The organism is Candidatus Dadabacteria bacterium, from assembly GCA_026705445.1.
Taxonomy (GTDB): domain Bacteria; phylum Desulfobacterota_D; class UBA1144; order Nemesobacterales; family Nemesobacteraceae; genus Nemesobacter.
In genome coordinates, this window is record JAPPAR010000023.1 from 1 (window position 1) to 25,410 (window position 25,410).

Here is a 25,410-nt window from a genome sequence, read left to right on the forward strand (position 1 = left end):
CATGGCTGCTGACCCTAAAAACCCTTCCATATCCCTATGCGGTGAGAAATGCGGGCTAGGCTTCCGTCCTGTCTGTATCAGGTTCTTAGCCACTAAACGAGTTGTCGAAGCACCCTCAATCTGGCTTGATGTAATAGCTTCCTCTATAAGCGAGCGGACAAGGTGCCGGTCCCTTGTATGAGGACCTATACTTTTATCCTCTATCTGGATTGAGCCTCCGGACTCCATATCAATTCCATGCAGCACTTGGGATATTGATTCGGTCGTGTTGTAACTGAAAAGATTTCCCTGCTTGTCTGGAAGCGTAACTTTTTTAGAGGCAGCTACTCTTTGAATTTTTATGAAATGCCACCATTGCCTGAGGGTAAGACCATCGGGAATCTGGCGATGCCTCAGTTGATCCCAGCGCAGATATTTTTTGGGAACGTTTCCATAAAAGCGTTCCGAAAGTTCCATATACTCGCCGCTTTGAATCACCTCTGCGAACAGTTCCTCAAACGGCGGCGGCTCAAGGGGAAGCTTCATATTAATCCTCTCTCTTTAAACAAGGAAACAAAATGGGATCGTTCAATATATAAGAATATAAGGGAGATAGAAATACTAAGATTATACTAATTTAGCTAAGTTTAGTATCCAAACTGGTGCAGTTTTGGCAAAAAATCGGTTCCAGTCTTGTAATTTTCACTTCCCAGAATCCTTCACGCAATTACAAACCGGCCGCCATCTGGAAAAGAGAGTTGACGACGGCGCGCTTTATGAAGACTATCAGAAGCAGAACCACTATGGGACTGAGGTCTAATGAGCCCCCGATGGGAGGGATGTATCTTCTGGCAAAACCCAGAACCGGCTCCGTGGCCGAGTAAAGAAACCTCACTATGGGGTTATACGGGTCGGGATTCACCCATGAAAGTATCGCCCGTCCCACTATGAGCCATATGTAAACACTAAGAAGTATGTCCACCACTTCGGCGATGGCCCTTAAGAAATTGCCTCCTAATATTTCCATGTCAGTCCTCCTCTCCTGAAAGTTCCGCGGAACGTCTGGCCGCGGACTCGATAGCAGATATCACAGCAGCCCGGAAACCGCCTCGCTCAAGTGAATGAATCCCGCTTGCCGTGGTTCCCCCGGGCGACGTGACCATGTCCTTTATCTCGGCAGGGTGCGCGGCGCCTTCCTGAATCATTTTCGAGGTGCCCAGAACTGTCTGCGCAGCAAGGTCCGTTGCGAGCTTTCTCGAAAGTCCCATTTTAACCGCGCCGTCGCAAAGCGCCTCGATGAAAATCGATACAAACGCGGGACCACTTCCGGAAAGGGCAGTAACGGCATCCATGAGGCTCTCGCTCTCAACCCGAAAGGCTTTTCCCAAGGAGCCTAGGATTTCGAGAACCAGATCCTCTTCCTCACCGGAGAACCCTTCCCCGAAATATACGCAGGATGCCCCCTCAAGCACGAGACTCGGGGTGTTGGGCATAACCCGCGCGAGCTTTATCTCCCTTCCGATAAGTTTTTTTATGGAAGAATAACCTACCCCGGCAGCGATCGACACATAGAGCTTGTCTTTGGTGGCGATGTTTCGCACTTCCCCGCAGACCTCGGGAATTACCTGGGGTTTTACGGAAAAAACAACTATATCGGACTTTTTTACCGCTTCGCGGTTATCGGAGGCGGTCGCGACTCCGTAGCGCGAGGACAGGCAAGAGAGTCTCTCGGGGTCTACGTCTGAGAGCGTTACGTCCTTTTTGCTAAAGCTTCCCGAGGCGAGAAGTCCCCTCACCATCGCCTCGGCCATGTTCCCCGCTCCTATAAATGCCGTCTTTTTCATTTTCTAGTTCACCCAGGCCTCGGACCAAAAAGCGCGGTGCCGATCCTGAGAATAGTCGCACCTTCTTCAATCGCCACCTCGAAATCGTTGCTCATGCCCATTGAAAGCTCCTGTATGCCGGGAAACTCTCCCGCTACCCTGTCTCTCATCTCCCTCAGTTCAGAGAACCACGGCCTGCTCATCTCGGGGTCCTCAAAATAAGGGGGCATCATCATGAGTCCCTCAAGTGAAACGTTCCTGAATCCCGAGGCGCTTTCGAGAAACTCCCGAAGTCCGCTCCCTCTGATTCCGTTTTTGCTCTTTTCTCCCCCGTTTATTTCCACAAGCGCGCGCACGCGGATGCCGCGAACCGCCGCCCTTTTATCAAGCTCCGCCACAAGGGCTATGTTGTCAACTGCGTGCACAAGATCCGCCTTGCCAATAACGTACTTCACCTTGTTTCTCTGCAAGGCACCAATGAAGTGCCAGCGAAGCGTGGCGATACCGCTTCCGGCTTCCCTCTGCTTGTCGCGAAGCTCCTGGGCGTAATTCTCCCCGAAATCACGAAGCCCGAGGCCGGCGGCCTCGGAAATTACTTCAAGGGGGAACTTCTTGGACACGGCCACAAGACGCAGCTCGCCGCGCCTTCTCCCTGATCTGCGGCACGCTTCGGCGATTCTCCCTTCCACCTCGTCTATTCTGTCTTTCAGGCTCATCCGGATTCCACAACATCCGCTATCAATACAAAAGCGACCGGAAATCCCGCCGCGGGCCGTACTCATTTCCCCTTGAAACGGTTTCCGCAAAAAGTCACGAAAAACACGGATGACGCCGCCACAAGCAGGATGAACAAGGCATCTTTGTTCCCAGGGGAGGTTCCCGCGACCGCGCATCCGCCGCCGTCACCCGCCGTTTCGGGATAAATGCCGGAACCCCAGATGATTTGGCGTCCGCTGACTCCAAGCGGAGTCTTGACGACATAGCTTAACTTCGGCACATCGCCCGGGGCCCTGCCCTCTTCTGTTATCGCGGGAACATCATCCGTCGGGTCATCCCAGAGATACTCGACAAAGACCCCTTCATATGAATCCTTGTCCTCAAGGGCGCTTACGATCAGGTCCCCGACATTGGTTCCATTGGCATCAACGACATTCAGGCTCCTGTTTTCAAGAGATGGAGTGTTGCCGTTTAGGACAACAAGCCGAGTATCCTCGGTCATGGCAAAAAGATAAACAGAACCTCTCTTCCAGGGCAGAACCCTGAAGCAGTTAAGCGAGTCGATAAAATTTGACGTGCCGCCCGGACGGTTAACCAGCTCGACATAGAACCGGGCAAACTCGTCCACGAATTCCTTAAGCGTGTCCCTGTCCACCACATCAACGGCGCTTGTTTCTGGATCACGATAAGGGCATTGCAATCCAGAAAACGAAACATCTTCAAAATCGTGGTCAAGCCCGGCTACCAGAACAGTCGGGATCGGGTTCGCAAGGTACTGGAATTCCAGGTCGGAAGAAACGGCACACGCAGCCCTCGTCTCGCCCTCAAATTCATATCCGACACATTCCGCCGTCCCCTTTTCCGCGTCTTCAAGATTTCCTCTGAGCTTCCCCATGGGAGCGTACTCGTTCAGGTTTCCTCCCTGGGCGAGGGGATAACGAGGATGGGGCGGCTGTATTGTACCTTCGTCACTCATCCGGAAGATGTATATTCCGTCCTTGCGCCAGTCCCCTCCTTCCTTCTCAATTTTCCGAAGAAAGGGAGCGAGGCCGCCTGAGTAATCCGCCAGCTGCTTTATGTGGGCTCTCGCGTGCAGAACAAGTTCCCGCATTCCCTCCATGTCCCCGGCCTCGACATCTTCTGCTTTCACGCTGTCCGCGGCATGATTGTTCTCATACCCCTGGCGGATCGGGATATCGGTATAATTATGGGCGCGGGATTCGGGAGTGTGAGAAAAAAGGGCAATCAGCAACAATACAGAGGCAAAAAAGGCCATCTTCCCCTTCCAGAAGCATTTTCCCTCTTTCTCCATATGCGTTTTCATCTTATTACCTCCTGGTCTGTTTTTCTGAACAAGCTCTTACCTGAGTTTATCATAAACATGCGCCGATTGTAATCCTCGGCCGGCGCGGCGGCAAAATCTGGGAATATGAACTTGAAAACGCGCCTTCTGCGTATACACTCATTGCTTCAAGCTCAGATGGAACTGAAGAAACTTTACCTCAAAGGAAGAAAAAGCTTCGAGAAAAGCGGCTTTGAGTGTCCGGGAATAGAGGCAAAAGCGATACTCGCAAGAAGTCTTGGCGCCGACCCGGTTGAACTTTACGCTCATCCGCAAAGACTGGTTGACCCCGGCCGCGGCGAAGCCTTTAAAAGGCTGGTTGGCCGCCGCCTGCGCGGAGAACCTCTTGCGTACGTTACCGGCAGACGGGAATTCTGCTCGAGGCCTTTTGTCGTTACTCCCGAAGTCCTGATACCGAGACCGGAGACGGAAACGCTAGCGGAACTCGCTATAGAGACCGCGGGGCTGATGAAAAATCCCCGCGTTCTTGATCTCGGAACTGGAAGCGGGTGTCTTGCAGTGACGCTCTTTCTTGAATCGCACGGCTGCGAGGTTTTCGCCTCCGACATATCCGCCTCGGCACTCGGGGTAGCGGCAGAGAACGCACGCACGCACGGCGCAAGCGTAGGTTTTGTAAATTCAGATATCCTGTGCTGCTTCGCGGAATCCTCGTTTGACATGATAGTTTCAAATCCCCCCTACGTTTCCGCGGCGCAATACGAGGAACTTCCGGGGGAAATAAGGCATTACGAACCCTCGGTGGCGCTTCTCGGCGGGGAGGATGGACTTGCATGCATAAGGAAGATAGCGTCCGCGGCGGGCGGCGTTCTTCGCGAAGGCGGTTTTCTGCTTCTTGAAATCGGAGCCGGGCAGGCCGAGTCCGCGGAGAGAATAATCAGCAGAAACGGTTTTTCTGATATAGACTTCAAGACCGATATAGCCGGCATCGAAAGGGTAGTGAGGGCAACTTGGAAAAAATAGTAATAGAAGGGAAAAACAGGCTTTGCGGAGAGGTGTCGGTCGGCGGAGCGAAAAACGCCGTCCTTCCCATAATGGCGGCCTGCATACTTAACGACGGGGAGAACACCATCTCGAACGTGCCGGATCTGGCGGACGTGCGGACCATGATGAAGCTCCTCGAAACTCTGGGCGCGAGATGCGAGTACGCGGACGGTGAACTGCTCGTTGACTCAACAACCATTGACCGCTACAAGGCCCCCTACGATCTGGTAAAGACGATGAGGGCTTCCGTGCTGGTTCTGGGACCGCTTGTGGCCAGGTTTAAAAAAGCCGAAGTCTCGCTTCCCGGAGGATGCGCGATAGGAGAGAGGCCAATTGATCAGCACATAAAGGGGCTTCGAATCCTCGGGACGTCGGTGCAGCTTGAGGACGGGTACGTAAGCGCCGTCGCGAAAAAACTTGAGGGAACCACCGTGCCCTTCGATCTCTCGACCGTTACGGGGACCGAAAACATAATGTTGCTTGCAAGCGTCTGCGAAGGAGAGACCGTCATACTGAACGCCGCATGCGAACCCGAAGTGGTGGATCTGGCAAACGCCCTCAATCTGATGGGAGCGAAAATAGAAGGGGCCGGAACGGATATAATAACGATAACGGGGGTAAGTTCGCTCGGTCCGCTGAGGGGCTACAGCGTAATGCCCGACAGGATAGAGGCGGGGACGCTGATGATAGCCGCCGCCCTTAATGAAAGCGATCTCGTGATCAGGAACTGCAGGTTCGAGCACCTTGGGGCGCTCACGGGGAAACTGCTTCAGACGGGAACGGAAATAGAAAAAAATGGGAACTCCATCAGGGTGCGGGGCACAGGGAAGATAAAAAGCATAGACTTCTCTACGCTCCCTTATCCGGGATTCCCGACCGACATGCAGGCCCAGATGATGATACTCATGTGCGTTGCCGACGGAATGAGCGTAATAACGGAGAACATATTTCCGCAGAGGTTCATGCACACCGCCGAACTGCGGAGGATGGGCGCGGACATAAAGCTTGTCGGAAACAGCGCCGTGGTAAGAGGTGTCCGGGAAATGATGGGCGCCCCCATCATGGCAAGCGATCTTCGGGCGAGCGCCTCGCTCGTGCTGGCGGGGCTTTGCGGCGCCGGCAGGACGGAAGTGTCGAGAATCTACCATCTTGACCGGGGATACGAGAAACTTGATGAAAAACTGCGGTCAGTTGGAGCCAGCATCTGGAGGGAAAAAGAGTGATAACCATAGCGATGCCCAGGGGTAGGCTGCTTGAGGAGACCGTTGATCTCTTCAAGAAGGTCTCGATAGACATAACGGAGATAATAAAGGATTCGAGAAAACTCATATTCGAGTTCGAAGAGGCGGGGATGAGGCTGCTTATAGTGAGACCCACAGACGTCACCTCCTACGTCGAGTACGGCGCCGCGGACTGCGGAATAGTCGGCAAGGACACGCTAATGGAGCAGGACTGCGGCCTCTACGAGCCTCTTGACCTCAGAATAGGAAAATGCAAGATGGTAGTCGCCGCTCCGAAGGGCTTTGAGAAATCGGGCAAGGCATCCTTGCGGATCGCGACAAAGTACCCGAAGATCGCAAGCGATTTCTACAACAAAAAAGGCATAAGCACGGAAGTCATAAAACTCTACGGTTCGGTTGAGCTTGCCCCCATAATAGGGCTTTGCGACGCTATAGTTGATCTTACGGCCACGGGAGAAACCCTTAAGAAAAACGACCTTGAGATAGTGGAAGTGGTAGCGGAGGTAAGCGCGAAGTTAATCGTTAACAAGGTAAGCATGAAAATAAAGTCAAAGGAAATAAAGGAACTGATTGAGAAGCTTGAGGAGGTAAGATAGGCTGCCTCCCTTTTTTCACACGGCTTATCAGAAAAGCTCGAGCTGGGCGGGCCCGCCTCTTCTGAAGCGGGAAACATCAAGAGGCGCCTTCCTTCTCCCAAAACCGAACTTCCCGTAAGCCACGCGAAAGATCCTTTCGGTCTGCTCCGCGAAAATCCCCTTGCCCTTCATCCGGACGCGGTACTCAGAAGAGCTAAGGTCTCCGTCCCTCATAGACTCGATTCGCCCCAGTATCTTTTTCTTTCTGTCGGGGTAGTGGCGCCCAAGCCACTCGGAGAATATGTCGGCAACTCCGTAGGGAAGCCGGAGCATCACGTAACCCGCGTCGACCGCTCCGCGGGACGAAGCTTCTTTCATTATCTCCGGAATCTCATGGTCAGTTAGTCCGGGAATCACCGGAGCTATGAGCACCGTCACGGGAATGCCGGCGTCCGCAAGCCTGGCTATTGCCCTGAGCCTGTATTCGGGATGCGACGCTCTGGGTTCCATCTTTCTTGAAAGTTCGCCGTCAAGCGTCGTGACGGAGATAACCACGCTCGCGCAACCGATTCTGGCCATGTCGGAGAGAATATCAATATCGCGGGTCACCAGATAGTGTTTAGTTATTATCCCGACCGGGTTTTGGAATTCCCTCAGAACCTCGAGGCATTTTCTCGTTATCTGAAAATGCTTTTCCGCCGGCTGATAGCAGTCGGTAACCCCGCTTATCGCTATCGGCTTAGGAACCCATTTCGCCGCGCGAAGCTCCTTTCTCAGAAGCTCGGGGGCATTTTGCTTTACGAAAATCTTTGTTTCGAAATCAAGCCCCGCGGAGAGCCCCAGGTATTCGTGCGTGGGCCTTGCGTAGCAGTAAACGCATCCGTGCTCGCATCCCCGGTAGGGATTGATGCTCGCGTCAAAGGAAACATCGGGACTCTGGTTGTAGGAGATTATGGTTTTCGTCCGGTCCCTGTAGTAAACGGTTCTGGGGGCGCCGTCAGCGACGGGCGTATCCTCGTCCGCAACAAAATCAATCCGCTCGAACCTTCCCGCGGGGTTCTCCTGGGATCCCCTTCCTTTTATGTATGGCTTCACTTTACGAATCTTCCCTAAACCAAAAAGCCCCGAAGCGGCAGCGACCGCCTCGGGGCTTTTGAAACACTAAGCAACTGGTTGCCTTCAGTTTATGCTCTTCGGCACCGGGTCGGCCTCGAGGGGGTAACCGGCCTTGGGAACAACGAAGTTCTTGAGCACAGGCTCATCCGAGAGAAGTACCTTTTCAACAACTTCGTCCATATGTTCCACTGGAGTTATTTTTACCTCTTTTCTCACGTTCTCCGGTATGTCCTCAATGTCTTTCTTGTTCTCTACGGGAATCAGCACTTCCTTCACCCTGCCCCTGTGGGCGGCGAGGATTTTCTCCTTGAGCCCCCCGATGGTAAGCACTCTTCCGCGAAGCGTGATCTCTCCCGTCATTGCGATTTCCCTGTTTATGGGCTTTCTCGTAATGGCGCTCGTAATGGCGCTCGCTATCGCTATGCCGGCGCTCGGCCCATCCTTGGGAGTGGCTCCCTCGGGAACGTGAATGTGTATATCCACGTTCTGATAGAAAAGCCTTTCAAGTCCCAAGCGCTGCGCCCGGCTCCTCACGTAGCTCATCGCCGCGCGCGCGGATTCCTGCATCACCTCGCCGAGCTTGCCGGTGACGGTGAAATTCCCTTTACCGGGAACAATGGAAACCTCTATCGTAAGAAGCTCCCCTCCAAGCTCCGTCCACGCAAGCCCCGTGGCGGCTCCCACCTGGTCGGTCTGCTCAATCTCCCCGTACTCGTACTTGGGAGTGCCGAGGTACTTACCGACATTCTTGGCGGTGATGTTGACTCCCTTGGTCTTTTTCTTCTCAACGATCTCCCTCGCAACCTTCCTGCAAAGCGCCGCTATTTCCCTCTCCAGGTTCCTCACGCCGCTTTCCTTCGTGTACCTTCTTATGATCTGCAGAAGGGCCTCGTTCTTTATGGTCACCTTGTGGTCGTTAAGGCCATGATCATTCTTCTGCTTCCCTATAAGGAATTTCCTGGCTATCTGGAGTTTCTCCTGCTCCGTGTATCCGGGAAGACGGATTATCTCCATTCGGTCCTGAAGTGCCCAGGGAATCGTGTGCAGCACGTTCGCCGTCATTATGAACATCACCTTCGAGAGGTCGTAGTCGGCCTCGATGTAATGATCGTTGAAATTTGAGTTCTGCTCAGGGTCAAGGGCCTCAAGAAGCGCCGAAGCCGGATCTCCCCTGAAATCCATCCCAAGCTTGTCGATCTCGTCGAGGAGAAAGACAGGATTTACGGTTCCGGCCTTTTTCATTCCCTGTATGATCTTGCCTGGAAGGGCTCCTATGTAGGTCCTCCTGTGTCCCCTTATCTCGGCCTCGTCCCTTACCCCGCCAAGAGACGTCCTGACGAACTTGCGGCCCATTGCGCGCGCTATGGACTTGGCCAAAGAGGTCTTTCCCACGCCCGGGGGTCCTACGAAACAGATTATCGGGCCCTTAAGCTTCTCGGCTAGAACCCTAACCGCCAGATATTCAAGTATTCTCTCCTTGGGTTTTTCAAGGCCGTAGTGATCCTCGTCGAGAATCGATGCGGCTTCCTCGATGTCAAGACGGTCCTCGGTCTTCTCCTTTATCCACGGCAGATCCAAAAGCCAGTCGATATAGTTTCTCACCACAGTAGCCTCGGCCGACATGGAGGACATCAGGCGAAGCTTGTTTATCTCTCTTTTTACCCTCTGCTCAACATCCTCGGGAAGCTCCTTCTCACGAAGCTTTTCCTCAAACTCGTCTATTTCGCTTTTAAGGTCATCTCCCGTGCCGAGCTCCTTCTGAATTGCCTTCATCTGCTCGTTGAGGTAATACTCCCTCTGGGCCTTCTCCATCTGCTTTTTGACCCTTTTTCCTATGCGCTTTTCCATCTGGAGTATCTCGAGCTCGGACTGCATCTTCTCGCAAAGCTTCTCCAGCCTCTCGAGCGGATGGAGAACCTCGAGAATCTCCTGCTTGTCCGAAAGCTTCATGCTAAGATGCGAAGCGACCGTGTCGCCGAGCTTGCCCGGTTCGTCAATGGACATGAAAGTCACGAGGGTTTCCGAGGGGATCTTCGTGTTGAGTTTCACGTAATCCTCGAAAAGCTTGGTCGCCGAACGCATGAGCGCTTCAACCTCGACGCTTTCCCCCGAAGGTTCCTCTATCTCCTTTACTTTTACGACAAACATGTCCTTGTGAGAAACAAAGCCGGATATTGAGGCCCTCTTTTTGCCCTCGACAAGAACCTTCACGGTGCCGTCGGGAAGCCGGAGCATCTGAACTATCGTTCCGATGGTCCCGATTCTGTACATATCCTCGTTCCCAGGTTCGTTCACCTTCGCGTCTTTCTGCGCCGAAAGGAATATTTCCTTGCTGCCCTTAGCCGCCTCCTCAAGAGCCTTGATGGATTTTTCCCTGCCCACGAAAAGAGGGGCCAGCATGTAGGGGTATATAACTACGTCGCGAAGTGGAAGGAGTGGAAGGACTTTTTCGTTAACGTTTTCGGGATCTGACATTTTCTCCTCCTCAATAATCCTATTTAGAGTATATAATACAGGTTCGGATATTTACAACCCTGTTATTATACAGCATGCAGAGCGCCAGTCATAATCGGGCAGGGCTCTTATTGGAAATAATTACCATTTAGTAGTAATTTTTAACAAGCAGGGTATCATTAAAGATAGCAGAACGAGAAACCAAGGAGGAATAAAAATGATTGACAGTGACGTACAGGACGCAATAAACACGCAGATAAGAAACGAGTACTATTCATCCTATCTATATCTTTCGATGTCCGCCTATTGTGAATCCAAAAACTTTTCCGGTTTCGCGAGCTGGCTTCGCAAGCAGAGCGAAGAGGAGCTTGTGCACGCGTTGAAGTTCTTTGATTATCTGATCGACAGGGGCGGCAGGGTAACCCTTGATTCGATAGAGCAGCCTCCCTCTGAGTTCGGAGCGTTCCTTGAAATGTTCGAGGAGGTTTTGGAGCATGAAAGGGAGGTTACGGGAATGATAAACAACATTTATGATCTCGCCGCCTCGAAAAACGATCAGGCAACTTTAGTAATGCTCCACTGGTTCATAGAAGAACAGGTCGAGGAGGAGAAAAGCGCCGAGGAAGTCGTTGAGCAGCTGAAGCTCGCAGAGGACAATCCCGCAGCACTTCTGATTCTCGACAGGGAACTCGCCTCAAGAGAGGGTGAATAAGCGAAAACTCTGGCGATCTTTACTTTCAAGCTCCGGTATGTATTTTAGTCCGTTTGTAGATTAAAACGTTCTCCGCAGTGGGGAAGGAAGCGGACAATTGGGAATAAAATACAACCGGCCTGAAGTAAACAGGCAGATTACAAAACAGCTTATAAGTGACTACGGAGCGATTGTTTCCACGCTCGTGAAGGTTTTCGGCTACGAGAGCCTTGAGCACGTGCAGAGAGTATGCGCCAACTCTTTTGAGAAGATGAGGGCCAGATGGGGAAAAGACGGAATTCCCCAGGATCCCCAGAGCGCGGTGTGGGCTGATATAACGGAGAACTCAAACAAGCTTTTCTGCAGGAAGATAAACTATCTCTCCAGAGCAAACGGTGCGAAGAGAAGGATCGACGTATCGGGATTTCAGCTCCCCTTTCCAGATAAAGAGGAAGTGGCGAAAAACCAGGTTAAGATGCTTTTCGCCCTGTGCGCGCCCGGAGTTGAAAGCTCCATCCAGAAATATCTCGTACTGAACGTGCTCTGCGGCTTTTCCTGCTCTTCTCTCGCCAGGATACTGGAGAGAAACGAGAAGGCCCTCGAAGAGCAGCTCGCTTCGGAGAAAAAGAAGATCGCCGAAGCGGCCGTTCGGCTGACCGGGGCCGATATGGAGAAAAATCTCGGGGTGGTGACCAAGAACATATACGAGATTTTCAGCCTCGGCCAAAACGGTATCCGCAAGGCAATGCCCCCGGTCGCCTCCTTGTGCTTTTCCGCGATAAGGCTTGGCGAAATGCTGCTTGATTTCCCCGCAACGAAAAAACCCAGGGTTCACGCCCTCGTATCCTTCATGCTGCTAAACGCCTCGAGACTTCAGACCATGAACGACGGCAACGGAAGACCGCTTGGGATAAAGGAGCAGAACAGGGAGCTTTGGGACAGGGACATGATCAAAAGGGGATTTGAGCACCTTGCCCTCTCGGCTGAAGAAGGAGAAGAGGTGACGGAGATTCACCTGAAGGCAGGCGTTGACGCCGTTCACTCTCTAGCCAGAAAATACGGAGACACGAACTGGGACCGGATTATCTCACTTTACGACAAGTACCTGGCGTGCAACTACTGTCCGCTTGTCGAACTTCAAAAAGCAATTGCTATTTCCAAAACCCGAGGGGCGCAGGAAGGTCTTCGCGTCATAGGGGGAATACGCGGGGTTGAGGATCTCCGCTCGCACGATCTTCTGTATTCAACTCTTGGAAATCTTCATTTCCAGCTTCATAAGTACGAAGACGCGATATCGAATTTCAACCGCGCGATCGGCCTTGCCGAGGACTCTTTCGAAAAGGCATTTTATTCCAAAAAGATAAAGATCTGCGAAGACAGGATGAACATGTCGAAGCGCTACAGGTATGGAGTGTCTTTCTGAACACTCCCCGGTCGCTTAATATGCCCGCGGACTTGATCCTTAAACACGCCTTCATACTCTGTCTTGTTTTATCCGTCGCACTCTCTTCCGCCCGCGCGGAACCCGGTTATTTAAATAAAAGTACGGCGGAATCCACATCTTTTCGAAACGGGATGGTTGTATCCGAGGAGCAGATCGCTACCCTCGTCGGGCTCTCCGTACTCAAGGAAGGCGGAAACGCCGTTGATGCAGCGGTCGCCGTCGGATTCGCCCTCGCGGTCACTCACCCGAGAGCCGGAAACCTCGGGGGCGGCGGATTCATGCTGGTGCATCTGAGCAAAACGGGACGGACAGTCGCCATAGATTACAGGGAAAAAGCTCCGCTTAAAGCCACGCGCAACATGTTCCTCGATGAGACCGGAGAGGTTGACACGGAGCGGGCACGGCACAGCATCTATTCCTGCGGGGTTCCGGGAACGGTCGCGGGGCTTTCGCTGGCCCTTGAAAAATACGGGACCATGCCGCTTGAAAAGGTTCTTGCGCCGGCAATAAGGCTCGCGGAGGAGGGATTTGCGGTTACGCCGGAACTCAGAAAATCGCTTCTGAAAGCAAAAGGGCGCTTGAAAAAATCAGGCGAGAGCATGGAGATTTTTTTCAAAAACAACGGAGAGCCGCCCCGGGAGGGAGAAATCCTCAGGCAGAAAAACCTTGCGTGGAGCCTCAAGGAAATAAGCAAAAACGGTCCCGGGGCGTTTTACAGAGGGACGATAGCGAAAAAAATCACGGCTTACATGAAAAAAGAGGGAGGCCTCATAACCGAACGGGACCTTACCTCTTATGAGGCTCTCATAAGAGAACCGGTGACCGGAAGTTACAGGGGCTACAGTATCCACTCGATGCCGCCTCCAAGCTCGGGCGGGGTCCATCTTATCCAGATGCTTAACATTCTCGAGCGCTACCCCCTCTCGCAATACGGCCATAATTCCGCGCGCTACATCCATATTCTCTCGGAGACCATGAAGCTTGCCTACGCGGACAGATCAGAACATCTGGGCGATCCGGACTTCTCCCCCGTTCCCACAGCACATCTTGTCTCAAAACAGTACGCAAAACGCCTGGCAAACCGCGTCAATCCCCAAAAAGCGACTCCGAGCATATACGTAAAGCCGGGCTCACCACCCCCCGCCGGAGGCACTGACACCACCCACTTCACCGTAGCCGACAGGTTCGGAAACGTGGTTTCAAACACGTACACGCTTAATTTCGCCTACGGCTCGGGTCTCGCCGTGGCGGGAACAGGGATACTGCTTAACAACGAAATGGATGATTTCTCGGCAAAACCCGCAACGCCGAACGCATACGGTCTCATCGGCGGTGAAAAGAACTCCATTGCCCCCGGCAAAAGAATGCTGAGCTCCATGACGCCGACCATCGTGTTTAACGGCGAAGAATTTCTTCTCGCGACGGGGGGCCGTGGAGGGAGCAGAATAATAACTTCCGTGCTTCAGGTCATTCTGAACGTGATTGATCACAAGATGAGCATCCGGGAGGCCACATCGGCCCCGAGGATACACCACCAGTGGCTCCCCGATACCCTGTACGTGGAAAGGGAAACAGGGAAAGACTTGGAGGCCAGGCTGCGGCAAAAAGGATACGAGGTGAAAAGAACCGGCCCGATGGGGAGCGCCCAGGGCGTGGCGAAGACAGAAGGGCTCTTTCTCGGAGCAGCCGATCCCAGGCACCCGGGAGGATTGGCGCAGGGATACTGACCCGCGCGCCGCGCCCGGGAAAACAGGTTGCCGGAATCCGTCTTTATTTGTATGGTAAAATCAAGTCTGAAAACGGAATCCAGAGGAGAACTCTCAATGTTGCGATATCTGCTTTTTGCCGTTGCCGTTTTGTTCCTGTCAGGGTTTGGCATCGGCAGCCGGGCGCAAACTTTCAGTTCCGTCGTCACATTCGGCGACAGCTTGAGCGACTCAGGAAATATCGTCCAGTCTTACGCGCCTGTTGCCAAGTCTCGCGGATTCAATATTCCGGACGGCACAAGCTTCACCACGAATCCCGACCCGGTCTGGGCTGAAATCGTGGCCGAAGCCTTCGGAGCATCGGCAGTCAATTCGCTCGCCGGCGGGACGAACTATTCCTAGGGAGGCGCCTGCGTAGACCCGGACGTTGCCTGTGAGAATCCCGTGCCCACGACGCGGCAGCAGATCAGCCAGCATCTCTCGGGCTCAAGCGCGGGTCCAGACGCGCTCTACATGATCTGGGGCGGCGCAAACGACATAAGCGCCGTAGCCGGGGAGAACCAGTCTGATCCCCAGAACGCTCTTGAAGACACGTTGAAAGCGGCGGAAGCATACATAGATCAGATCCGAGGCCTCCAGGACGCCGGCGCGCGTTACGTCGTGGTGCTGAACCTGCCCGACCGCGGAAAAACCTTAAGCGCCCGGCGCGGCGGAGCCGCGGCCGCGGCAGGACTCTCAGCCCTGACCCGCGCCTACAACGAAGCGCTGGACACGGGTCTTGCTTCTCTGGAGCGCGGAATCATTCCCGTAAATGTCTCCGCCCTGATGGACGAGATAACTGAAAATCCCGGAAACTACGGATTCACAAACACCGATGATATAGCCTGCGCTCCCGGTTCAAACCCCCTGCGCCCTGGCGGCGGACTGGAGTCACTGGTATGCGGCCCGACCGACTCAGGCTACCTCTCACCTCCCAAAACTGACGAGACTTATCTTTTCGCGGACGATTCCCATCCCAGCGGAGCGGTTCACGCGGCGGTTGCAAACACGGTAATCTCCACCCTCGCGGCCCCGGTCCAGGTATCGCTTGGAGGGGAGGCAGGAGTGGAAGTTGCTAGGGCGCACCGCGACGCCGTATTTACGGAGCGGATGCTTTATCTCGGGTCTGACCGCTCGGCCGGGAAATGGCACAGCTACGCGAGGGGCCTGATAGGCAGACACAATCTCGAATCCCTGCCCCATCTGGGCAAAACGCAGGCCGAAATGCATGTGCTCACCCTGGGCACCGACTACCGCATCGGGGATGGGCTTTACCTGGGCGCGGCATTGAGCCTTGGGAACCACGACAATGATCTCTCGGGCGCAAGCATTGACAGCATCGTTGTGACAGGCTCGCTGCACGGCACCCTTGTTTACGACGTTTTTTACCTAAGCGGCGCCTTTAACGGGGGCAGGACATCTATTGACATCAACCGTTCGATCCGGCTCGGAGCGGCGCTACGCGCGGAGCATGGCTCCACAAGCTCCTATCAGTTCGGAACCGATGTTGAAGTGGGCTGGGTTTCGAGCACATCCGAGAGATACAGACATAATCTGTTCCTGGGACTCGGATGGCTTAATCAGAAAATCGACGGCTACAGTGAAATCGGCTCCATGTCCACCTCGATGAACTTCTCGGACTTTGAACGCGACTCCCTACTTGCGAGAGCGGGTTATCAGTTCAAGGGAAATCTAGGTCTAGGCGAAAGGCTGTTGCCATACCTCCGCGTGTCTTACGAGAGAGAGCTTAATGACGATTCCGTCTCGGTTACCGCGGGATCGAACACCATGTCCGGCCGCTTTACTCTCCCGGGTTTCAAACCGCCGAATGAATGGGTAAACGCCGGCGGCGGCCTTACTGCCAACATCGGCAGCCGGACGAAAACTTTCGTCGGCTACTCCGGGGGCTTTGGCAACGACTCCAACCTCAACCATGAGTTCAGTCTCGGAGTGCACATGACATTCTAGAAAGCGTCACTGAGCCGAGATGTAAAGCATCCTGTCTATCGATTTCTTGGCCTTCCGAGCAATATCCTCGGGAACCCTGACCTCGTAGACTTCCTCCCTTAGGGAATTGAGCACCTTATCAACCGTTATCATCTTCATGTACTCGCAGACCGCGTCGGCCTTGGCGGGATAGAACTCCTTCTCGGGGCTCTGTTTCCTGAGAGTGTGAAGAATCCCGGTTTCAGTGGCGACCACGAACTCTGGGGTGTCGGAATTGCGGGTGTAGTCAATCATCTTTCCCGTAGAGAAAAACTTTATCTCCCTTGCAAGCTCGTCATCCCCGGCTGCGGAATGAAGAAAAGACGTGGTACAGCCGCACTCGGGGTGAACTATCATCTCCGCGTTGGGATAGGACTCCTTTATTCTCCTTATGTCCTTAGGCCGTATTCCCGCGTGCACGTGGCATTCCCCGGGCCAGATATGAATCTTTCTGCCCGTAACCTTGGAGACGAAAGCTCCCAGGAACATGTCAGGCAGAAAAAGTATCTCCCTGTCCCTGGGGATGGACTCCACTATCTTGACGGCGTTTGAGGAAGTAACGCAGTAGTCGGTCTCAGACTTGACGGCGGCCGAGGTGTTAACATAAGAAACAACGAGTGCGTCCGGGTGTTCGGATTTCCATTTTTTGAGCTGTTCCAGATTTATGGTCTCGGCAAGGGAGCAGCCCGCCTCGGGGTCGGGGATAAGCACCTTCTTGTCGGGGGAGATTATGGAAGCGGTTTCGGCCATGAAGTGAACCCCGCAGAAGATGATGATTTCCGCGTCGGTTTCAGAAGCCTTCTGCGAGAGACCCAAGGAATCCCCCGTGTAGTCGGCAAGGTCCTGAATTTCGGGTATCTGGTAGTTATGGGCCAGAATTACCGCATTTTTTTCCCTTCTAAGCCTGTCTATCTCTTCTGGAATATCATGTAAGCTGTCCATCTCAACAGCCGGGCACCCACTATACAGCCCGCATTCATGATTCTAACACATCAAAAGAAATATCTAAACACGGAGCCGAGTGAGTAAGAGCTCCGACAGATATGAAATCGACTCCGCTTTGCGCCATCTCCCTAACGTTCTCAAGGGTAACTCCGCCGGAGACCTCGACAAGCCCGCGGCGGTCTATCAGACGCACGGCCTCCCCGATTTCCCGGATGTCCATGTTGTCAAGCATTATGACGTCAACGCCGCAGGAAACCGCCTCCTTCACCTGCTCCATGGTTTTGGTCTCGACCTCTATGGGGAAATCCTCCCCGACGTTCCGCCTAGCCCTCTCGACCGCCGCCGCTATGCTCCCGGCCGCCTTTATATGGTTGTCCTTTATGAGCACTCCGTCGTAAAGCCCGGCGCGGTGATTATGCCCCCCGCCGACCGCCACGGCGTATTTGCTGATCCACCTGAGTCCCGGAAGGGTTTTTCTCGTGTCTTTTATCTTCACTCCGGAGCCGACTACGGCCTCAACGAAAAAAGAAGTGAGAGTCGAGATGCCGCTCATTTTCTGAAGTATGTTAAGGGCGGTCCGCTCCGCCGAAAGAATCGCCCTTGCCCTGCCCGCAACGCGGGCTAGAGCGTCTCCCGGGGAAACCCTGTCCCCGTCATGGACAATCTCCTCCCACACGCAGTCCGGGTCAAGCTTCCGGAAAACGGCACAGGAAAGTCCCAGTCCCGAAACCACGCCGATCCCCTTCGCACGCACTTCTCCGGTTAAAACGGCGTCCTCGGGAACTATGCTCCCGGTCGTAACGTCTCCGCTCCCTATATCCTCCCGAAGGGAAAGCTCCAAGACGGCGTCAACTTCCTGCGGGTAATTTTCGTGCGTATTCATCAGTCGGCTCCTTAGGTCTCCAGGTCCTTCCTGAAAACCAGGTGTTTTTCATAATCCGAGTTCTCCTCCGGATAATCAGATCTCATATGGGCTCCCCGCGACTCCTTCCTCAAAAGAGCTGCGCGCGCAACGAGCAGACACACATCGAGCATCGTCCCGAGCTTAAAGCCAAACCATCCGGGAACGCCTTCGGTTTCCGAGGAAATCTCCTCGAGCCGCGCGACGAATTCCTCCATGCCCTCCAGTTCTCTCACTATCCCGAGATGTTTACTCATCCCCCCGATTATCATATCCTTGGCTTCGTTGAAAAATCCGGCATCGGCTTCCCTGGTATCGGCAAGCATAAAGCCTTCGAAACCCCCGGTAATGTTCCCCGTATGCCGCCTGCCGGACGCGCTGTCGACACACCTCTTGGCAAACACCATGCACTCGAGAAGGGAATTGCTCGCAAGGCGGTTGGCGCCGTGGACGCCGGTGTTTGAAACCTCTCCGCAGGCGTAAAGACCCTCTATGTTCGTCTCTCCCATGAGACTGGTCCTTACCCCGCCTATGGTGTAATGGGCGGCGGGAGCAACGGGGATGCGGTCTTTGGCAAGATCAAAACCCGAATCCCTGCAGAGCCTGTCTATGTTAGAGAACCTTTTCCTTACGAATTCGGGATCCATATGGGAGAGATCGAGATACACATAGTCTTCTCCGCAGAACCTCATCTCGCTGTGAATCGCCTTTGAGACCACGTCTCTCGGCGCAAGTTCAAGGAGGGAACTGTAGTGTTCCATGAACCTTTCGCCCCGGGCGTTAAGGAGATAGGCTCCCTCCCCCCTTATCGCCTCGGTGAGAAGAAAGGCGTCGCCTTTTTTGCCGCTGAAAACAGTGGGGTGGAACTGAACGAACTCCATGTCGGAAATCTCGGCTCCCGCTCTCCAGGCAAGCGATATGCCTTCCCCTGAGGCCCCTTCCGGATTGGTGGTCCTACTGTAAAGGGCGCTCGCGCCGCCGGTGGCAACTATGGTGCAGGGAGAAGAAATTCTCACGTAGCTTTCCCTCCCCTCGTCGTAACCCCAGACGCCGTAGCATCTCTCTCCGTCCGAGATTATGTCGGTAACGGTGACAAGCTCAAGAATGGCTACCGACTCGCTTGAACTTACAAAAGAGATGAGGAACTCGATCATCTCCTTTCCCGTCGAGTCGCCTCCCGCGTGAAGGACTCTTCTTTTCGAGTGCCCTCCCTCGAGGCCGAGCAGAAGACCGCTGTCGTCGGAATCAAACTTCATGCCGAGGTTTATGAGGTCCGTGACCCTCTCCCTTCCCTCCTCGACCAGGATCTGCACGGCGCGGCCATCGCAAAGCCCTCTTCCCGCGGCAATCGTGTCCTCCTTGTGAAAGACGGGCGAGTCCTCGGGGTCGACCGCAGCCGCGATTCCTCCCTGAGCCCAGTATGAATTGCTTTGCACGAGGGTCTGCTTGGTCACCACCACGCACCGGCCAAGGGAAGACGCGCACACCGCGGCGTAGAGACCCGCAAGCCCCCCGCCCACAACAAGAAAATCGCACTCGACGTCAATAATTTCTGCGCTCATCAAAACCGCCCGGCTTCCCCCCTAGCTCACCGCCGATATAAGAGAATCCTCTATCTTTTTGAGTTTCTTGGCACCGCTTATCTTGCGCCCTCTCGAGTCACGCACGTAAAACGTGTCGGCGACCTGATCCGCCCTGGTCGAAATCTTGGCGTAGTCAATCGAAAGATTCATCTCGGAAATTGCTTTCGTGATGCCGTAGAGAAGTCCTTCCCGGTCGTGGGCATAAACCTCTATCACGGTCGCCCTATCCGAAGACTCGTTGTCAAACACGATTTCCGGAGGATACTCGGGAATCTTTCTTCCGTAGGAGGAGTAGTTTCTCTTCCTCCTCTCAACCAGCTCGTCAACCTCAACATCTCCGTCAAGCACCTTGTTGAGGTTTTTGTCGACCTTTTTCCACACCTCTCCATACTCCTCTTCGGTCAGGTAATCGGTCCTCTCCACATAGAACACGTCAAAAGCCCTCTTGTCGAGCGTGGTTACGATTCTTGCCCCCAGGATATTGAGTCCGTTCGCGCTAAGAACCCCGCAGAACTCCGAGAATATACCTTTTTTGTCGGGGGCACAGACTGTAAACTCGTCGTGCTCCTCGTAGTGGATTACCTCCGTTGCGAACTTTCCTTCAATCGAGTTCAGGAGCTTTACGTGGCGTAAAATGTTCTGTCTTGAAAACTGGCCGAAATAGGAAACCGGCATTTTTTTCAATATTTTCGTCACTTTGCGCTCGGGAATCTCTCCGGCGGCGTCGACCACTATGTCCGAGGTCATCTTCTGCATCCATTCCTCGTCGGTCTTACGCCGGTACGTGCCCGCCGACATCTGCCGGAGAGTCTTCACGTAGAGCTCCTGGAGCAGCATTCCCGTCCAGTCTTTCCACACGTCGGGACCGACCGACCTTATATCCGCAAAAGTGAGCAGGTAGAGAAGAGAGAGTGTTTCCTGGTCCGGAATGGACTTGGCCAACCGGTTCAGAACGACCGGGTCGTCAAGATCCCTTCTCTGGGAAAAATGAACCATGGCCAGATGATGTCTCACCAGAAATTCAAGCTGCTCCGCGTCGGAGGCACTAAGACCCATCCTCTCGGCTATCTTCGGGATCATGGCAGCCCCTTTCTGCGCGTGGCCTCCCCCCTGGCCCTTCCCCATGTCGTGGAAAAGGCAGGCGAGAAAAAGAACATGTCTTTTCACCAGGGTTTCGGCGACCTTGGTGAGAAAGGGAAATTTTTCCTCGTATTCGTAATTTATAAGCCTTTCGATCTCCCTGACCATGAATATGGAGTGTATGTCTACTGTATAGACGTGGTAGGAATCGAACTGCACCATGCAGACTATTTTCCCGAATTCCGGAATGAAGCGGCCCAGAAGACGCATCTCGTTCATCTTGAGCAGCATTTTCGAGACATCCTTTCCGAAACGCAGGAGCCTCAGGAACATCCTGTTGAACTCCGGGTCGTTTCGGACCTTTTCGTCTATGCGGGTTGCCTGCTCAGCCATGAGAATCTCTAGGTATTCTGTGAATTCGACCGAGTGGCGGTCAGCGTATTCAAACGCGCGCAGGAAATTGCAGAAGTCCTCGCTGAAAACGTTTCTGCTCGTCACGGAGAGGTATTTGCCCCGTATCGTAAACCCGTGGTCAAGATGAATGGCCCTTTTGGCGAGCCTTCTTCGCGCGTACGCCCTCGTGCATTTTTCCGTCAGCCTTCGGGACTGCTGTACCAGCACCGCGGCGCGGAGGTAATAGATCCTCATGAATTTCTCCACCGCACGGAGCTTTCCGTCCCTGTAACCGAAGGATTTCGCTACCTGGACCTGAAGATCGAAACTCAGGTTGTCCTCCCTTTTTTTCGCCTGGTAATGCAACTGCGCACGCACAAGCATAAGGAAGTTAAGGCATTTGCGTATCGTCCCGTATTCCCTCTCCGAGACGAACCCCCTCTGGAGCACCTCCTCGAAACTTTTGGCCTTGTAACTTGCCTGCGCTATCCACATCGCCGTCTGGAACTCCCTGAGCCCTCCTCTTCCCTCCTTAACGTTAGGTTCGAGGATATAGAGGGTTTTTCCGTATCTCTCGCCCCTTACGTCCCTTTCATCTATTTTTCTCCTTATGAAATCGTGTGAGATCTTGGGGAGCACCTCGCCGTAAATTTCGTTTTCAAGTTCGTCGTAAAGAGTCCTGTCCCCGCATATGAACCTTGAGTCAAGAAGAGAACTCAGGATGGTTACATCGTTCCTGTCCATCGAGAGCTCCCTGCACTCCTCAAGGCTTCTCGTGCAGTTCCCCACATCCATCTTCGTATCCCAGAGAAGGTAAAGAAGCCGCTCAACTACTTCCTCGGCCAGGCCCTTTGAGCCTTTTTTGTGAAGAAAAAGAAGATCTATGTCGGAGTACGGGGAAAGCTCTTCCCTGCCGTAACCCCCGAGAGCCACTATGGAGACGCCTTTGAGTTCCGGGTGACCGTACCGCGAAAGGGCCCGCTTGATGAACTCGTCCACGATCTCGGTTCTCTCCCGGGCAAGCTCGTAGCCTATGAGGGCCTTGTTTTTCCTGCTCCTCGCGTAATGGCGCCTGCGTATATGCTCGTAGGAGTCCGTAAAGAAAGTCAGAAGCTCATTTTCAGTGGTCTCAAGTTCTTTCACTTTGGGATCCTGGGAAACAAATATCCGTTAAATCCTGACACTTAGCGCCACCCCGTCGCGAAGGGGAACCACCGTGGAGAAAAACTCCGGGTCCGAGAACAAAAGCCGGTTAAACTCCAGGACTCCTTCGGTGCTCTCAGAACCTCCGCCGCCGAGAACCCTCCCTCCCCAAAGCACGTTATCGGTAATAAGCATCCCCCCGGGGTTAAGCTTCTCCCGCGCAAGCTCGACAACCTGCGGGTAGTTCTCCTTGTCTATGTCATTGAATATCATATCAAATTTACGGTCCGAATTCGCCAGTACTTCAAGCGCGTCCCCGCAGACAAAGCGGAGCTTGCGAATCTGCCCGGCCCGCGTGAAGTACCCGCGCGCCGCCTCCGCATTTTCCTCAAGCCAGTCCGTACAGGTTACCACGCCTCCGTCACCCAGAAAAAGGGAGAACCAAAGGGCCGAGTACCCGAACCCGGAACCCATCTCGAAAATGCTTTGCGGCCTGCGCAGAAGGCATATCTGCGAAAAAAACCTTCCCACAAGAGGCCCCACTATTTTCACGTCGCTTCCCTCAGCCCGCTTTTCCATCTCATAGAAAACCTCGTGAACGCGGGGGTAGAGAGAGAGAATGTAGTCTTCGATCTCGGGGTTCGTTATAGTTGCGCCTTCGTCCATCACCCGTCCTCGCCCCGTCCGAAATCAACGAAGATCTCCCCCGTCCCCGCGGACTTGTTCTCCACTCTCGCAAGAACGAAAAGAAGATCCGAGAGGCGGTTAAGGTAGACCAGAATCTTGCTCCCCTCCTCGGAATCCCCGAAAAATTCCTCAACGCCTCTCTCGGCCCTCCTGCACACCGTGCGGGCGAGATGAAGCCAGGCGGCGCCCTCCGCCCCTCCCGGCAGAACGAATTCCCTAAGCTCTCCGACCTCAGGCAAAAACTCATCTATCCGTTCCTCGAGCCGTTCCGCCATCCCCGCGGTCACCCTCGGCGGGGAAAAAGTCGAATCCCGCGGGGTAGCCAAGTCGCTTCCCACAGTGAAAAGCGCGTTCTGTATTTCCCGCAGAAGCTCCTTAACCCTGGGATCGACCGCTTTTGTGCAGGCAACTCCCAGAACCGAGTTAAGCTCGTCCACATCGCCGTACGCATTGACCCTCGGTGATGATTTTCTCACCCTTTTTCCGCCCAGAAGCGAGGTTTTCCCGTCATCTCCAAGACCAGTGTAAACAGTAGTTATTCTCTTTTTAGGCATTTGAAAAAATTTTAACCGCCTTCCCGTGAGCTAAAAAGAAATTTTCCGTTGTCCAGATTGGAAGATGCCCTATAAATCTCGTTATCCAATCAAAAGGAAGTTATGAGATGCTCTCTCAATTCGGATATAAAATATATTATAGAAACACACAGAATACTTGAGAGCTTAGTTGCGTACTGTCAGGAAATCTGAGTTTGAGATACTAGGCATAGCGCTTCTGAAAAACAGCGGGGTTAAATTTTTTCAAATAATGGGAATCGCTGTAGCATTATCAATGGGTTAGGTTGAAAATCACGGCAACCGAGGAGTATGTCATGGCTGAAATCAAGAGTAATGCTCTTCATGACTGCGTGTTAGCGGGAAACACGAAACTTGTATCTTCTCTTATTGAAGAAGGTGCCGATGTAAATGCTCGAGACAGAAACGGCGATACTCCCCTTCACCTCGCTTCGCGTTCGGCAGAAAAAATGGAAATAGTGTCTCTTTTGATTGAAGGGGGAGCTAACATAAATGCTCAAGATGAAGACGGCGACACTCCTCTTCATGACGCTTTATTTCTTTTAGGGGATAGGAAACTAGCATCTTTTCTCATTGAAAAAGGAGCTGATGCAAGTATTAAAAACAAAAACGGGCAAGCTCCTTTTCATTTTAATTCGTTCGAAAAATTTGCCAGTCGCGAAGCGGAACGTATTCGCAGTAGGGAGAAAGAAAAACAGGAAGCAATTTCTCAGATCAGAAAAAAATTTGAACATAATTTTGCCGAAGCGGATTCGTTTTATGAGGAAGAGCTGGCAGATCTTCTTCCACGAAACGATTACGAAAAACAAAAAATCAGGTTTGTTCAAGGATGGATATCGCAAAAAACGTCTATGCATCCAGATGATGACCAAGCTAGAGCCATTGGTGAAATTCATGGAAATATTCAATTAGTAGCAAGAGCTGGTAGCGGCAAAACTTCAACTGTCATCAACAGGGCGCTCTTTCTCGTCGAACACTGTAATATCCATCCAGAAGAATTGCTTCTTCTCGCCTTTAATAGAAAAGCTGTCCTAGAAATGCGCCGCAGGTTTCTTTTCATCCAACACAAAGATGCCGAAACTGAATTTGAATCGCAGAAAAGAAAAAAACTTGCAGACCCTAAGAAGCAAAAAAATGTGGCAAAGCACCAACAACAGGATTTTGAGGAAAATATTATTGATGCAGTTGCCGAAAAACTTGGAATAGGGTTGCCTCACATAATGACTTTTCATGCGTTGGCACACGCAATAGTCAAGCCTGCTGAGACCCTGATTTATGATGATCCGCAAAACAATATTTTCGCACTCAGTGGGTCGCTTCAGGAAGTTATTGTTGAACATATTCACGGAGAGCTTGAATCGGAAATCAGGGAACTTATGCTTGCTCACATGAGAAACATTGACTGGGGAAAAACCATGGAGGAGTTTTTGCAGTACAGACGCTCTCTTTCATGTCAAACACTCAATGGCGAAAAAGTTAAATCTGAAGGAGAAAAACTTATAGCGGACTTTTTGTTTGAACATGATATCTCCTATAAATACAAGCCGTGGTGCAAGGGGGTACGAGGATGGCGGCCTGATTTTACCATTCCGAAGGGAAGAAGAGAATGCGTGATAATTCAACACATCGGGTTGGGAAGCGGTGACAAATATCAACAGAAACACAACTGGGAAACAATTGAATTATCTCCGCATTTTCTATCTGAAGGTGCTGAAAGTTTCAAAGAAATACTGAAAAAGGCTCTTGAAGAAAAGGGTCTCAAGTGCGCCAAACTGCCAGAAGAAGAAATATGGCTTCGTATAAAAAAGAGAGCAATTGATCGTTTTACCGAGGCGACAAAGAATTTTGTAAACCGGTGCCGTCAGCTTTCTTGGACACCGGTTGATCTAGAAAACAGAATATCCAAATACATTAAGACAGTAACCGACGACTCTAACCCGCATTTCTCACCGCATAGGGATATGGAAGGGTTTTTAGGGTCAGCAGCCATG

22 protein-coding genes are annotated in these 25,410 nt (G+C 52.8%); 9 read left to right on the plus strand and 13 right to left on the minus strand.

Annotated elements, in window-relative coordinates; genetic code table 11:
• The 5 genes from OXG75_05870 to OXG75_05890 all read right to left on the minus strand — a co-directional run.
• The coding region (locus OXG75_05870; GenBank protein ID MCY3625497.1) for a Fic family protein at nucleotides 1-525 on the minus strand (525 nt) is incomplete at its 3' end.
• 181 nt (nucleotides 526-706) lie between these two features.
• On the minus strand, nucleotides 707-1,006 hold the full coding sequence (locus OXG75_05875) for a YggT family protein (GenBank protein MCY3625498.1): 300 nt from the start codon (nucleotides 1,004-1,006) through the stop codon (nucleotides 707-709).
• 1 nt (nucleotide 1,007) lies between these two features.
• Nucleotides 1,008-1,823, minus strand: a complete 816-nt coding sequence (gene proC / locus OXG75_05880) for a pyrroline-5-carboxylate reductase (protein ID MCY3625499.1) — start codon at nucleotides 1,821-1,823, stop codon at nucleotides 1,008-1,010.
• Between the two features lie 8 nt (nucleotides 1,824-1,831).
• A complete protein-coding gene (locus OXG75_05885) occupies nucleotides 1,832-2,518 on the minus strand; it encodes a YggS family pyridoxal phosphate-dependent enzyme (protein MCY3625500.1) in 687 nt (228 codons plus the stop codon).
• Nucleotides 2,519-2,580: 62 nt separating this feature from the next.
• A complete protein-coding gene (locus OXG75_05890) occupies nucleotides 2,581-3,843 on the minus strand; it encodes a hypothetical protein (GenBank protein ID MCY3625501.1) in 1,263 nt (420 codons plus the stop codon).
• Between the two features lie 156 nt (nucleotides 3,844-3,999).
• Between OXG75_05890 and prmC the strand changes: the two genes are divergently transcribed.
• Genes prmC through hisG form a run of 3 tightly spaced genes read left to right on the plus strand, consistent with a single transcriptional unit; the run spans nucleotide 4,000 to nucleotide 6,700 of the window.
• Nucleotides 4,000-4,842, plus strand: a complete 843-nt coding sequence (gene prmC / locus OXG75_05895; GenBank protein MCY3625502.1) for a peptide chain release factor N(5)-glutamine methyltransferase — start codon at nucleotides 4,000-4,002, stop codon at nucleotides 4,840-4,842.
• The gene (gene murA / locus OXG75_05900; protein MCY3625503.1) at nucleotides 4,830-6,086 is read left to right on the plus strand and encodes a UDP-N-acetylglucosamine 1-carboxyvinyltransferase; all 1,257 of its coding nucleotides are present in this window, start codon (nucleotides 4,830-4,832) and stop codon (nucleotides 6,084-6,086) included. The genes prmC and murA overlap by 13 nt, the downstream gene beginning before the upstream one ends.
• Before the next feature lie 11 nt (nucleotides 6,087-6,097).
• The gene (gene hisG / locus OXG75_05905; GenBank protein MCY3625504.1) at nucleotides 6,098-6,700 is read left to right on the plus strand and encodes an ATP phosphoribosyltransferase; all 603 of its coding nucleotides are present in this window, start codon (nucleotides 6,098-6,100) and stop codon (nucleotides 6,698-6,700) included.
• A gap of 27 nt (nucleotides 6,701-6,727) precedes the next feature.
• Here the strand turns inward: hisG and OXG75_05910 are convergent, their stop codons facing one another.
• Nucleotides 6,728-7,774 carry a PA0069 family radical SAM protein gene (locus OXG75_05910; GenBank protein ID MCY3625505.1) on the minus strand — a complete coding sequence of 349 codons (1,047 nt, stop codon included), beginning with the start codon at nucleotides 7,772-7,774 and terminating at the stop codon, nucleotides 6,728-6,730.
• An 84-nt stretch (nucleotides 7,775-7,858) separates the two neighbouring features.
• Nucleotides 7,859-10,270, minus strand: coding sequence for an endopeptidase La (gene lon, locus OXG75_05915; GenBank protein ID MCY3625506.1), 2,412 nt, complete (start codon nucleotides 10,268-10,270; stop codon nucleotides 7,859-7,861).
• A gap of 196 nt (nucleotides 10,271-10,466) precedes the next feature.
• Between lon and OXG75_05920 the strand changes: the two genes are divergently transcribed.
• The 5 genes from OXG75_05920 to OXG75_05940 all read left to right on the plus strand — a co-directional run bounded on the left by OXG75_05920 (nucleotide 10,467) and on the right by OXG75_05940 (nucleotide 16,097).
• Nucleotides 10,467-10,961 carry a ferritin gene (locus tag OXG75_05920; GenBank protein MCY3625507.1) on the plus strand — a complete coding sequence of 165 codons (495 nt, stop codon included), beginning with the start codon at nucleotides 10,467-10,469 and terminating at the stop codon, nucleotides 10,959-10,961.
• Nucleotides 10,962-11,058: 97 nt separating this feature from the next.
• Entirely contained in the window at nucleotides 11,059-12,363 is a 1,305-nt protein-coding gene (locus tag OXG75_05925) for a hypothetical protein (protein ID MCY3625508.1), read from the plus strand.
• Nucleotides 12,364-12,515: 152 nt separating this feature from the next.
• A complete protein-coding gene (ggt, locus tag OXG75_05930; protein MCY3625509.1) occupies nucleotides 12,516-14,111 on the plus strand; it encodes a gamma-glutamyltransferase in 1,596 nt (531 codons plus the stop codon).
• Between the two features lie 51 nt (nucleotides 14,112-14,162).
• On the plus strand, nucleotides 14,163-14,492 hold the full coding sequence (locus OXG75_05935; GenBank protein ID MCY3625510.1) for a hypothetical protein: 330 nt from the start codon (nucleotides 14,163-14,165) through the stop codon (nucleotides 14,490-14,492).
• 42 nt (nucleotides 14,493-14,534) lie between these two features.
• Nucleotides 14,535-16,097 carry an autotransporter domain-containing protein gene (locus tag OXG75_05940; GenBank protein MCY3625511.1) on the plus strand — a complete coding sequence of 521 codons (1,563 nt, stop codon included), beginning with the start codon at nucleotides 14,535-14,537 and terminating at the stop codon, nucleotides 16,095-16,097.
• 6 nt (nucleotides 16,098-16,103) lie between these two features.
• Here the strand turns inward: OXG75_05940 and nadA are convergent, their stop codons facing one another.
• From nadA to OXG75_05970, 6 genes are read right to left on the minus strand one after another with little or no spacing between them, the layout of a single operon-like run.
• Entirely contained in the window at nucleotides 16,104-17,057 is a 954-nt protein-coding gene (gene nadA, locus OXG75_05945; protein ID MCY3625512.1) for a quinolinate synthase NadA, read from the minus strand.
• A 34-nt stretch (nucleotides 17,058-17,091) separates the two neighbouring features.
• Nucleotides 17,092-17,943 (minus strand): carboxylating nicotinate-nucleotide diphosphorylase, encoded by an 852-nt coding sequence (gene nadC, locus OXG75_05950; protein MCY3625513.1) that lies wholly within the window; start codon nucleotides 17,941-17,943, stop codon nucleotides 17,092-17,094.
• Between the two features lie 11 nt (nucleotides 17,944-17,954).
• Entirely contained in the window at nucleotides 17,955-19,523 is a 1,569-nt protein-coding gene (gene nadB, locus OXG75_05955; GenBank protein ID MCY3625514.1) for an L-aspartate oxidase, read from the minus strand.
• A gap of 21 nt (nucleotides 19,524-19,544) precedes the next feature.
• The gene (gene glnD, locus OXG75_05960; GenBank protein ID MCY3625515.1) at nucleotides 19,545-22,160 is read right to left on the minus strand and encodes a [protein-PII] uridylyltransferase; all 2,616 of its coding nucleotides are present in this window, start codon (nucleotides 22,158-22,160) and stop codon (nucleotides 19,545-19,547) included.
• A gap of 27 nt (nucleotides 22,161-22,187) precedes the next feature.
• Nucleotides 22,188-22,826: an O-methyltransferase gene (locus OXG75_05965; protein MCY3625516.1), complete on the minus strand. Its 639-nt coding sequence runs from the start codon at nucleotides 22,824-22,826 to the stop codon at nucleotides 22,188-22,190.
• Nucleotides 22,826-23,401, minus strand: a complete 576-nt coding sequence (locus tag OXG75_05970; GenBank protein ID MCY3625517.1) for a cob(I)yrinic acid a,c-diamide adenosyltransferase — start codon at nucleotides 23,399-23,401, stop codon at nucleotides 22,826-22,828. Before OXG75_05970 ends, OXG75_05965 begins: the two co-directional genes overlap by 1 nt.
• Nucleotides 23,402-23,715: 314 nt before the next feature.
• On the opposite strand from OXG75_05970, the gene OXG75_05975 reads away from it, so the two are divergent.
• A partial coding sequence (locus OXG75_05975) for an ankyrin repeat domain-containing protein (protein ID MCY3625518.1) occupies nucleotides 23,716-25,410 on the plus strand: 1,695 nt, incomplete at its 3' end.